This is a genomic window from Psychrobacillus sp. INOP01 (assembly GCF_018140925.1).
Taxonomy (GTDB): Bacteria; Bacillota; Bacilli; order Bacillales_A; family Planococcaceae; genus Psychrobacillus.
The window spans coordinates 568,439-580,728 of the sequence record NZ_CP073315.1; the positions used below are offsets into that span (position 1 = coordinate 568,439).

Below are 12,290 nucleotides of genomic sequence, written 5' to 3' on the forward strand. Positions count from 1 at the left end.
GTCGATTTCAGTTTCTGGCGGATGCTTTTAACATCGTTCAATAAAAAAAGCGCAAGCGCCAATTAATATCGAATCCAGTTTCAATTATTTTAGGAGAGCTTTCAACAGACTTGTTTTTATATTATTACCGACTGACTTTTTAGAGACGCGATCGAAGATACACTTTCGCTCTCTCCATACTCTTTATTAGGAAGATACTTACTATTTCTTTGTTGTCCATTAATATTAATGTAAGTCTATTTTTTATATCACAAACTAATTGGGAATTATCTAATCATATTATTACAGCGATAAGCTATGCTAAATCATATTATTAATACTACACATTTTTTGATTAAAGTGTAAGGCAGTGAATCCAGTGGGGAAGCGTTAGGTGAAGATCCCTCGTTTAAGGTTGGAAGGCTAAGTGCCCCAAATCGTGTGGCAACGCCAACGGAAAGCGTCCGCTTGAAACGGAAATCAGTAGTATTAATAGATAGACCTTATTCTTCGAATTACCAAAGCACAAAATTTGAACCTTCTTCTTTAAAAAAAACGAGTTCTTGGTCGACTTATCGCTCAAGAACTCGCTCGGAAATACTTTATACAATTAGTCACTACTAATCAACTGTAGAAATTCAAATATATTTAGAGATTCCCAACTATTAGCCCTAATCTAAGCAGAATTAAATTCTACTTTCAATTTCAGCCCATGCTGCATCGAAGCCTAAACCTGTATCTGATGAAAAAACGATTAATGGATCTTCTTTATCCATTTGAAGTTCTTCCTTTACTATCTTTTTATGCTTATCCCATTTCCCTTTAGGAATTTTGTCTGCTTTTGTTGCAATAACAATACATGGGATATTATAATGCTTTAAAAAATCATACATCATGCAATCATCACCTGTTGGTGGATGTCTTAGATCCACTATTAATACAACTGCTTTCAGAATGTTGCGAGAGGTAAAATAAGTTTCAATCATTTTACCCCATGCAGCACGTTCTGATTTAGATACTTTTGCGTAACCGTAACCGGGTACATCAACAAATATCAAAGCTTCCTCTAATTGATAAAAGTTCAACGTTTGCGTCTTACCTGGTTTAGAAGAAATCCTAGCCATGCTTTTACGACCAATCATTTTATTGATAAAGGATGATTTCCCTACATTTGAACGTCCAGCTAAAGCTATTTCAGGTAAATCACCCTCTGGATATTGAGCTGGTCTTACGGCACTGATTAGTAATTCTACATTATGGATTTTCATTATTATGCCTCCTCTAGAGCCAGTTGAAGCACCTCTTCAGCATCGGAAACAAAATGGAATGTTAATACTTCGCGAACACTTTCTGGTATATCTTCAATATCGCGCTCGTTGTCTGACGGACAAATAATTGTCGTCAAACCTGCACGATGTGCACTTAGTGTTTTTTCTTTTAAACCGCCAATAGGTAATACTCGACCTCTTAATGTAACTTCTCCTGTCATACCGACTTCACGTTTTATAGGACGCTTAGACAGCGCAGAGACTAGCGCAGTAACTATTGTAACCCCTGCAGAAGGACCATCTTTCGGAACAGCACCCTCTGGAACGTGAATATGGATATCCTTGTTTTCATAAAATTTCGAATCAATTCCAAAATCCTCTGCTTTTGAGCGTACATACGACAATGCCGTTTGTGCAGATTCCTTCATTACATCACCGAGCTTACCAGTCAATTGGAGCTTGCCGGTTCCTGCAGACAACGAAACTTCAATTTGTAGCGTATCTCCACCTACTGATGTATAAGCAAGACCAGTAGCCACTCCTATTTGATTTTCTGTTTCAGCTTGTCCGTACCTAAATTTTCGTTTACCAATAATATTTTCAAGACTTTTTGTTGTGATTGAAACTCGTTTTTTATCACCTGATACAATTTGTAGGGCAGCTTTACGACAAATATTTGCCAGTACCCGCTCCAAACTACGAACTCCAGCTTCCCTAGTATAATGTCGTATTACATCCAGTAAAGCATCGTCTTTCAGCTGTAGCTGACTTTTCGTTAGTCCATGCTCTTTCAGTTGTTTTGGTAATAAATGATTTTTGGCAATAGAGAGCTTTTCTAACTCTGTGTAGCCAGCAATCGATATAATTTCCATACGGTCCCGTAATGGTCCAGGAATAGTACTTAAATCATTTGCAGTAGCGATGAAAAGGACATTGGATAGGTCATATGTCTCTTCGATATAATGATCACTAAATGAATTATTTTGCTCAGGATCTAAAACTTCTAGCATTGCAGCGGAGGGGTCTCCTCTAAAGTCATTCGACATTTTATCGATCTCATCTAGTAAAAACAATGGGTTAACTGTTCCAGCTTTTTTCATCCCTTGAATGATACGACCTGGCATTGAGCCTACATAGGTTCTTCGATGACCTCGAATCTCAGATTCATCCCGGACACCTCCAAGGGAAATACGAACAAAATTACGCCCTAAAGACTCAGCAATCGATTTAGCTAAGGAGGTTTTACCAACTCCAGGAGGGCCTGCTAAACAAAGAATCGGTCCTCTTAAGGATTTAGTCAATTGTCTTACAGCCAAATACTCTAACACACGCTCTTTAACAGACTCTAATCCTTCATGATCTCTATCCAATATTCGTTCGGAACGTTTTATATCTAGCTGGTCTTCTGTCGCTTTAGTCCATGGGATAGAGACGATCCAGTCGATGTAATTTCGTATTACGCCGCTTTCTGGAGCCTGTGTAGGAAGTTTTTCATAGCGATCTAATTCCTTTAGCACATTCTTTTTCGTTTCTTCAGGTAAGCCTGCTTCCTCAATTCGTTTTTTTAATTCGGCTACTTCTCCTGTTTTACCTTCTTTATCCCCAAGCTCTGTTTGAATCGCTTTCATCTGCTCACGAAGATAGAACTCTTTTTGTGTTCTTTCCATCGCATTCTTGACCCTTGTATTTATTTTCTTTTCTAGGTCAAATATTTCTTGTTCATTGTATAAACGAGCGATTAACCATTCTAAACGTTCTTTGACATCCATAATTTCTAATACTTCCTGTTTACCGGAAATTTTTAAAGGTAAATGGGAAGCAACCATATCTGCCAAACGACCAGGTTCTTCAATATCAGTAACTGAATTGTACGTTTCTTCGGAGACACTCTTAGATGATTTTGAATACTTTCCAAAATTATGTACAAGCGTACGCATGAGTGCCTCGTCTTCTTGATCCACTTTTTCTGGTTCAATAAATGCAGTTACAGAAACCTCGTCAAATGTATCAAGATTTTTAAAATCATCCCAAATTGCACGTTGTAATCCTTCTACTAAAACCCTCATCGTACCATTTGGCAACTTCACCATTTGTTTTACTTTTGCAATTATGCCGACATCATAAAGATCTGACATATTGGGTTTCTCCAACGTCATATCTTTTTGAACAGAAAGAAATAACTTTTCCTCCCGAATCATTGCCTCATTGAGTGCAGCGATAGAACGTTCTCGCCCTACATCTACATGTAAAATCATTGTAGGATAAACCAATAAACCTCTCAGAGGTAGTACTGGATAAAATACTGTTTTTTCATTAGCCATTTGGGTAGTCACCTCCAGCTTATTCTGTCCGAATAATTCATTAATAATGCCTCTATATAAAAAAGTTCCTGTTAAGTTAAAAAAGCTGACATCCTTGCATGCGCTAAGCACGCGCAGATTGGAAGCCAGCTTTATCAATGGCTAATTAAGCCGATGTTTTTTCATTATCTTTTTCTAATTCTGTGCCATCCTCTAATAATAGTTTAGGTTTGGCTTTATCTGTAATAGATTCTTTTGTTATTACACATTCTACAATATCATCTCTTGAAGGTAATTCAAACATTACATCAAGCATGATATTTTCGATAATAGAACGAAGTCCACGAGCACCAGTTTTTCGTTCTATCGCTTCTTTAGCAATAGCTTCTAGTGCACCATCTTCAAATGTTAGCTTCACATTATCCAATTCAATCATTTTTTGATATTGCTTAGCAAGAGCATTTTTCGGCTCTGTCAGTATTTGAACTAAAGCATCCACGTCCAATTGCTCTAGACTAGCTAGTACTGGTAAACGTCCGATGAATTCTGGGATTAAACCAAATTTCAATAAATCCTCTGGTATTAGTTGAGAAAGTACTGAACCTTCCGCAACCTCCACCTTGTTAGGATCTGCTCCGAAACCAATTACTTTTTCACCTAAACGACGCTTAATGATTTGTTCGATACCATCAAAAGCTCCACCAACGACGAATAAAATATTCGTTGTATCGATTTGTAAAAATTCTTGATGAGGATGCTTACGGCCACCTTGCGGGGGAACGCTTGCAACAGTACCTTCTAATATTTTCAGAAGTGCTTGTTGTACACCTTCACCAGATACATCACGTGTAATAGATGGATTCTCAGATTTACGAGCAACTTTGTCTATTTCATCAATATATATAATCCCTTTTTCAGCACGTTCAATATCATAATCTGCTGATTGAATTAGTTTTAAAAGGATGTTCTCAACATCTTCTCCTACATATCCTGCTTCTGTTAACGAAGTTGCATCTGCAATTGCAAATGGAACGTTAAGTATTCTTGCAAGTGTTTGGGCAAGTAATGTTTTCCCACTACCAGTTGGGCCTATTAATACTATATTAGATTTAGCTAATTCTACTTCATCGATTACACTATTGGAATTGATGCGTTTGTAATGGTTATAAACAGCTACTGCAAGTGATTTTTTTGCTCGTTCTTGTCCAATTACATATTCATCTAAAATTGCTAAAATTTCTTTTGGTTTTGGAACTTCTTTAAACTCTACTTCTTCTTCAATTCCTAGCTCTTCTTCTACAATTTCAGAACAAAGATCGATACATTCGTCACAAATATATACGCCAGGTCCTGCTACTAACTTACGAACTTGTTCTTGTGGCTTACCACAAAAAGAACATTTTAAGTTCCCTTTTTCATCATTGAATTTGAACAAAATATTCACCCCTATTCAAGCAATTATGTTACAAGATTCTCATCAAGTAATCAAATAATACGTTTAAGTATGTATTTTAATATATAAAATGCTATGTATATGATAGAACAAGGCACAGTTTTAAGTGCTGTACCTTGCTCTATCTGTATTAATCACTTATGGATTTGAAATTAAGAAATTTTAGCGTTATCCACTAAGAATTCAACTGTTTTTGCAAAACGTAGATCGTTTGCAAGAACGTCAGTACCACCAAGTGCACGTTTAATATCTTCAATCTTCATGTTGAATTGTGCGCTCATTTTGTCTAGCTCTGCATTTATATCTTCTTCAGAAGCTTCAATATTTTCTTGCTTAGCAATTGCTTCAAGAGTTAAAGAAACTTTTACTCGGTTATTAGCATCTTCTGTCATTTGAGTACGTAATGCTTCTTCATCTTGACCTGAGAATTGATAATAAAGATCTAAGTTCATACCTTGTTGCTCTAAACGTTGACCAAATTCTTGTAACATGCGGTCAGTTTCAGAAGCGATCATTGCTTGAGGAATATCAATTGTTGCATTTTGAGCTGCTGCTTCAACTAATGTATCACGAAGCGTTTGAGCAGCTAATTGTTTTTTCTCTTCAGCAGTTACTTCTTTAAGTTTAGCACGTAGAGCATCGATACCTTCTACTTCAGCATCTACTTCTTTAGCAAAGTCATCATTAAGTTCAGGTAGTTCTTTACCTTTTACTTCTTTAATAGTTACTTTGAAAGTTGCAGCTTTACCAGCTAATTCAGCAGCATGGTACTCTTCTGGGAATGTTACTTCAACATCTTTCGCATCTCCAGTTTTTGAACCAACTAATTGCTCTTCGAAGCCAGGGATGAATGAATTAGAACCGATTTCTAATGGATAATCTGTTCCAGCTCCACCTTCAAATGCAACTTCATCAACGAATCCTTCGAAGTCGATTACAGCAGTATCACCTTCAACGATTGCATCTTCTTTTACAACTAATTCAGCTAAACGATTTTGTTGGCTTTGTAGTTGCTCATCGATTTCTTCGTCAGTTACAGTTTCTTCTAATTTTGTTGCTTCAAGACCTTTATAGTCTCCTAAAGTTACTTCTGGTTTTACAACAACTTTAGCAGTGAAAACTAAAGGTTGCCCTTTTTCCATCGTTACGATATCGATTTCTGGTTGGTCGACTGGATCAATTCCAGCGTCTTCAACAGCATGCCCATAAGCATGTGGAAGAATGATATCTAATGCATCTTGGAATAATGACTCTACACCATACATTTTTTCGAACATTGGACGAGGCATTTTCCCTTTACGGAAACCTGGTACGTTAATTTGTTTAACTACTTTTTTAAACGCTTGATCTAACCCTTTTGCTACTTCTTCTGCAGTAACTTCTACTGTTAATAAACCATTATTGCCTTCTTGTTTTTCCCATTTTACAGACAAATCCATTGACATATATTCTACCTCCAAATAATAATTTACAATAATTTAGCAGCCTGTATACACTCTTACAGAACAGTTTTTCACTAATTATATTGACAACTTGTATATTATAGCATAGATGAATAGAGTTTCAACATTATTCATAACTCAAAAATTCTAGTGATTCTTCCAATGCGATGAGCAACTCAAAGAACTCATCTGACCGCAATTCTCGATTACCAAATAACACATCCACATATTCAATATATCTGTTAGCTACTATTTCATTAGTATATCCTACCCAATCAAATGGAAACAAGGCATAAGCATGTCGATGAACCATTTCCAACGTCATTTGAAGCTTAGTCGGATCTTTTTCTAACGAATTCTCTATATATCGTTTTATAGGTTCTACTCGATCAACTGCAGTACTTTCCGGGGGTTTTGTTGGAATAATAGTTTCTTTAAAACCAAATTTTTCAACGGTAACTTCATTATGTACTCCAGCAGTACCAAGTAGTAAAAGGGCAAGTGACTTAATAGTAGGGACTATGTCCGAGCTTTCGATAATAGTGATGATTTCCTTAGTTACCTCTATAATATCTGTTTGAAATGCCTCTTGTAATAATTGTTCTTGCCTGCCATAAGGTAGTTTTTTAAAATGACTAAGTTTGAACTGTTCACTATCAAAGTTGGTTTGCACGTCTTCCTCTGACGAATATGTAGTATCTGTTAACATCTTGATGCTAAGTTCTTTTAGTTGTTTAAAATTTTTCTTTTGTTGAAAAGTGTATGTCGAATCTTTCATTAATCCATTTAACACTTCGTTTAATTGTTTGTATTCTTTTAAATCAAGTAAAATCGTCAAATATAATTCTATTACCTGCTCAAAGAAAGGAGATTTTTTTTCGTAAAGAGTTTCACATATTTTCTTCGCATCTAATGCTCTTCCTGTTTCTAGTAGTGAAAGTATATAAACGCTTTGTACCATATCACTTAATTCTTTATATTTGTTAGCCTCATCAAAACAAGACACTGCTTCCACAAAATTGTTTTCTTCAGCAAATTTAAGCCCATTTTCAACGTAATTTTCGATCATTCCAGGAAATAAAATGACGTTTTCATCCTTTAGAATTGGATGATTCTTTTTTTTCAACGTAATTCGCCACCTTCACTAGCTAATCTATGTACTTAATCATATATACTATATCATTTTTTCCGTGCCCACTGATACAATCTAGTTAGAAATTTTGGATACAAGAACAGAAGCGCAATGGCCTATGTCTGTCCCGACAGTCAAATGGGGATGAGGTAGGTTTGCAAAATGCGTCACATCCTGTTGCAACCATGCTACCCCAGGAGACAGTTTCCTCAGCCAACACAAACGCACTTGTGCGACGAGCTGTGCGCTGGAGTCTGGACTAAGAATCATTTGTAAAAAGTTATCCAGATGCCATAGATTTTATCATGTCCTCAAGCACAAAAAATGCGCCTAATCGGCAATTGATCAGGTGCATCTCTTTACAACTTGTCTAAATAATCATCTACGAAAGCCACCGTCTTCTTCTGTACTGATCGTATCTTCTTTGTAGTTTCCATCTTCTTGTCCCTCTTTATCGTTTTCTTTTCTTCTTTCTATTTCTTCGATTTTACTTGGTTGCTCCTGTGTAGTGTTAGGATCTTCATTGTATCGCTTTTCTTCCTTTTGGTTAGGCATTTTGGTTCCTCTCCTCTTTTCGAAATTTAATAATTTGTGATAGTTAATAGATTCCCTATTTTTATAGTTATAAACAAAAGAAATTAACACAAAAAAAGTATTACTTATTAAATGATAAGAAAAACCGGGCAAAAAAAACGCCCGGTCCTTTAAGAACAGAAACATAGATATGCCTTGATTTCCGCTCCGGGCGGACGCTTTCCGTGGGCACGGCTTCAATCTACTCGTCACTCCGTTCCTGCGGGACTTTCAGCTCGTGCACCTGTCGCTCCGTTTTTTGTGCAGAAAACATTGCTGTTCCCACTGGAGTCGCCGCCCTGCGTTCCAATCAACCATTTCCACTTGAATTAAACGGAAAATTGATGTCAATAGTACTTACTATTTCATAGTGTATTTGGAAATAAGTAATGTTGAAATGGACTCTAGTACAAAGAAATTTTACTGTCTGAATCTATCATTGAATCCTTAGTACTATACATTAAATTGATTGTAGTGGAAGGTGACGACTCCGGCAGGATGAGTGAGACAGATGAAACATCACAAGCGTCGGTGATGGTTCATCGCTCACCCTGCGGAGGCCAACAGAATGTTGGTCACGAAGGCGTTGCGCTCGCGTGGTGGCGTTCTTAGCCATCGTTCCTTTGTCTCCACCTGAAACGGAAATCAGTCGAATTATTTATTTTAAAAAATACCAAAAACCCAGTGTTGATGTTACATTTTTATATACTTTCTTATCTTTTCAAAAAGACAAACCGTATTTTCAACGATTTGTCCTTTGTAGTGGCTACTTACTATTTTCTTTTTTCACTTTATCTTCGTAAAACACGCTAAAATTAGGATCGACAATTCCTATATTTAAATATCTGGCTTTATAGTCTCTAAGTAGTTCGAAGAATTTTTTACTTAAGATCAATATAACTACTAAGTTAACGAAAGTGGGGATTGCAGTCGTTATATCTGCGAAATACCAAACTGCTTTTCCAGGCATATCATTCATTACAGCATAGATTACCATTAATGAACCAGGAATTGGATATAGCCATTTGAACAGTGTTAGTATTTTGTACTTCAATGCAAGCTTCTTTTCATTATTAAATACATGTCTTAACAATATTTCATAATACGTGTACCAACCTGTAGAAGTGGTTAACCCGAATAAGAAGATGGAGATTGTAATAATATATCTACCAAACTCTCCAATCCCAATTTCAAATGCAGACAATGTTAGCGCTGCACCGTCCAAACCTGAAGACCATACTCCTGTTATGATTATAGTAAATGCAGTAATAGAACATACGATAATCGTATCTGCGAATACCTCCATCGCTCCCCACATTCCTTGCTTCACAGGATGGGCAGTCTTAGCAGTAGAATGGATCATTGGTGAAGTACCCCAACCAGCCTCATTACTATAAACTGCACGAGCAACCCCCATACGAATTACCTGAGCAATTGCCGCTCCCGTAAACCCGCCTACTGCCGCCATTCCAGAAAAAGCACTATCAAAAATTAAAGAAAAGACAGGAATGATTTCAGTGTAATTTTTAAAAATGATAAAAAGGCCAGCAATCACATAGAACAAACACATAAACGGAACGAGCAAAGAGGCAATCTCACCAATCCGTTTGATGCCACCGTAAATAATAATATAGATAATAGTTAAATATATAAATGAAGCAGGAATCATTCCAATATTAAACGTAGAGCTGACTGCTTCCGAAATCGTATAATTTTGAAGAGTGATAAAAAATGTAGTGAATATACCTAAGCCGAATAATATTGCAGGAACCTTCCAATACTTGAAATTCTTTTCCTCACCTAGACCTTTTTCCATATAGTAAGTTGGTCCTCCATATGGATTGCCTTTTTCATCAGTATTGCGATAGTACACAGATAAGGTTACTTCCACCGTTTTTGTAATCATACCTAGTAGAGCAGTAATCCACATCCAAAAAACTGCTCCAGGTCCCCCAATAGCAATTGCAGTGGCAACACCACCAATATTCCCTACCCCAACACTTCCACCAATGGCAGTAGCCACAGCTTGAAATGGCGTTAATATTCCTTTTGTATTTTCAGTTTTATCTTTTTTACCAAAAACCTTTCCAAATGTTTCTTTAAAAATATGCGGTAAATAACTGAACTGAAAAAGTTTACTTCCAATTGTAAAATATATCCCGACAAAAAGAACAGTAAATATTAGCGGCAATCCCCATAACCAACCAACGATCGTTTCCAGTATTGCATCCAAAAGCATAGCCCCTCTCTGATTTTTGTGCTCTTATCTTTGATACCTTATTTCTCCTCCAATTACGGTCATTTCCGTTTCGGTTGTCAATAATTCATCAGGATCTTCCATTAAGAAAGGGTCTTTTGATAGAATCGTCATATCTCCGAACTTACCCCGTTCTAATGATCCTTTCAAGTTCTCTTCATTGGTAGCGTAGGCACCCCCCACTGTGAATAAACGAATAGCTTCATACATTGATAATTTTTCTTGCTCATTATATCCATAATGGCTTTCTCCAGCCTTCTTTCTAGTAATAGCCGCATGAATACCTAATAAAGGATTTAAAGGTTCAATTGGAGCATCAGAGCTTCCAGCACTTATTACACCTTTATCTAGGAGACTTTTAAAAGGATACGCGAACCTCGCTCTTTGTTTTCCGAGTCTATCCTCAATCCAAGGATAATCACTTGAAACAAATTTAGGCTGCAGATCCACCATTCGATGAGGACTGCTTAATCTTTGGATTAATTGTTCATTCAATATAGAAACATGAATGAGCCTATCACGATATTTGGACGGTTTAAATTGATCTAAAATATCAAGGACATCAGTAAGGGCCTGATCCCCAATCGTATGTATTGCTACAGGCATACTTTGCAGCCTAATGTCACGTATTATTTGAAATAAAACCTCATTATCGTACATCGCATTTCCAACATTATCTGGATCATCAAGATATGGCTCTGATAGATGAGCTGTCCTACCACCTAATGCTCCATCAGCAAATAATTTTATCGCTCCTATCATAACCTTGTCATTACCATACCCTGTGCTCATACCAAAGGTCTTCATTTCCTCTAAATAATCATAATCTATTAATAGATTACTACGAGGTCCAATTCCATCTTGATTGATAAGTTCATCAAATAATCTATATGTTTGACGCGCGCCTCCAAGGTAATTTGGGTCATTAGTGTGAATACTCGTTAACCCTAAACGAATAGCTTGTTGCAAGCCCGCTTGTAAAGCACTCTTTAATTGCTCATAGCTTTTTTCTGGAATATGTTTGGAAATTACTGTTGATGCAGTTTCCAACAATAATCCATTAGGTTTGTTCGTAATAGAATCTAATACGATCGTACCGCCGTAGGGAATATTCATATCTGGATGATAGCCACATATTTTCAGAGCTTTGCTATTGACCAAAAACGCATGTCCACAAATACGAGGTAAAAAAAGCGGCGTATTCAACGAAACCTTGTCTAATTCTTCAATAGTTGGAATCCTCTTATCTGGAAATACATTTTCATCCCAACCCCTTCCTAAAATCCACTCACCAGGTTTTATATTAACTACCCATTTCTCGATGGAATTTAGTAATTCATCTGTAGATTTTACTTTAGTGAGATCCAGTTCCTTAGAGTTGATACCGACGCTTGAAATATGTAAATGACTATCTATTAAGCCTGGCAAAACAGTCCTACCTTCTAAATCGATAATTTCGGCTCCATTTCTTCCCCATTGAAGTAGAATTTCTTCATTCGTCCCCATATCCACGATTCGTTCATTAAGCGTAAAGATCGATTGCACTATAGGTTCTTTCGGATTCATCGTGTATATCTGACCATTTATAAAAATAGTTTTCACATTCTTCCCTCCTTTTATTTATATTTATTATAAAGTAATCTCTCCATAATTCTAGTTAAATATTTAGATATTTTACAATATTCCGTCTTTTTAAATTATATGTAATCCTGTAAAAATGTAGAACAGTTCTATATGTGCCACAAATCGGCGGAACTTCGGTTAGTCGGCATAATACTACTCGAAACTTTAAGTTGGTAAGATACACTTGTAGCATCTTAAATGTAAATGTTAGAAAATCTGGAGATGAGTCCGACCTCCTTATCAAAATTCACTTTAACCAAACA

At 36.5% G+C, this 12,290-nt stretch carries 8 protein-coding genes; all 8 read right to left on the reverse strand.

Features of this window, described 5'->3' with window-relative positions; translation table 11 throughout:
* Positions 1-665: 665 nt before the first annotated feature.
* The gene (yihA, locus tag KD050_RS02920; protein ID WP_211894775.1) at positions 666-1,247 is read right to left on the reverse strand and encodes a ribosome biogenesis GTP-binding protein YihA/YsxC; all 582 of its coding nucleotides are present in this window, start codon (positions 1,245-1,247) and stop codon (positions 666-668) included.
* Between the two features lie 2 nt (positions 1,248-1,249).
* Positions 1,250-3,568, reverse strand: a complete 2,319-nt coding sequence (gene lon / locus KD050_RS02925; protein ID WP_211894776.1) for an endopeptidase La — start codon at positions 3,566-3,568, stop codon at positions 1,250-1,252.
* Positions 3,569-3,713: 145 nt separating this feature from the next.
* On the reverse strand, positions 3,714-4,982 hold the full coding sequence (gene clpX, locus KD050_RS02930; RefSeq protein WP_211894777.1) for an ATP-dependent protease ATP-binding subunit ClpX: 1,269 nt from the start codon (positions 4,980-4,982) through the stop codon (positions 3,714-3,716).
* A gap of 170 nt (positions 4,983-5,152) precedes the next feature.
* A complete protein-coding gene (gene tig, locus KD050_RS02935; RefSeq protein WP_211896188.1) occupies positions 5,153-6,433 on the reverse strand; it encodes a trigger factor in 1,281 nt (426 codons plus the stop codon).
* 136 nt (positions 6,434-6,569) lie between these two features.
* A complete protein-coding gene (locus KD050_RS02940) occupies positions 6,570-7,568 on the reverse strand; it encodes a hypothetical protein (protein WP_211894778.1) in 999 nt (332 codons plus the stop codon).
* A 384-nt stretch (positions 7,569-7,952) separates the two neighbouring features.
* Positions 7,953-8,129, reverse strand: coding sequence for a hypothetical protein (locus KD050_RS02945; RefSeq protein ID WP_211894779.1), 177 nt, complete (start codon positions 8,127-8,129; stop codon positions 7,953-7,955).
* Between the two features lie 784 nt (positions 8,130-8,913).
* Complete coding sequence (locus KD050_RS02950; RefSeq protein WP_211894780.1) at positions 8,914-10,380, reverse strand: alanine/glycine:cation symporter family protein; 1,467 nt, start codon at positions 10,378-10,380, stop codon at positions 8,914-8,916.
* 30 nt (positions 10,381-10,410) lie between these two features.
* The gene (locus tag KD050_RS02955) at positions 10,411-12,006 is read right to left on the reverse strand and encodes an amidohydrolase (RefSeq protein ID WP_235753907.1); all 1,596 of its coding nucleotides are present in this window, start codon (positions 12,004-12,006) and stop codon (positions 10,411-10,413) included.
* Between the last annotated feature and the right edge of the window lie 284 nt (positions 12,007-12,290).

Excerpts from the sequence above, each read along its gene's own strand:
- yihA (WP_211894775.1), bottom strand. The coding sequence starts at position 1,247 with ATGAAAATCCATAATGTAGAATTACTAATCAGTGCCGTAAGACCAGCT.
- lon (WP_211894776.1), bottom strand. The coding sequence starts at position 3,568 with ATGGCTAATGAAAAAACAGTATTTTATCCAGTACTACCTCTGAGAGGT.
- KD050_RS02945 (WP_211894779.1), bottom strand. The coding sequence starts at position 8,129 with ATGCCTAACCAAAAGGAAGAAAAGCGATACAATGAAGATCCTAACACT.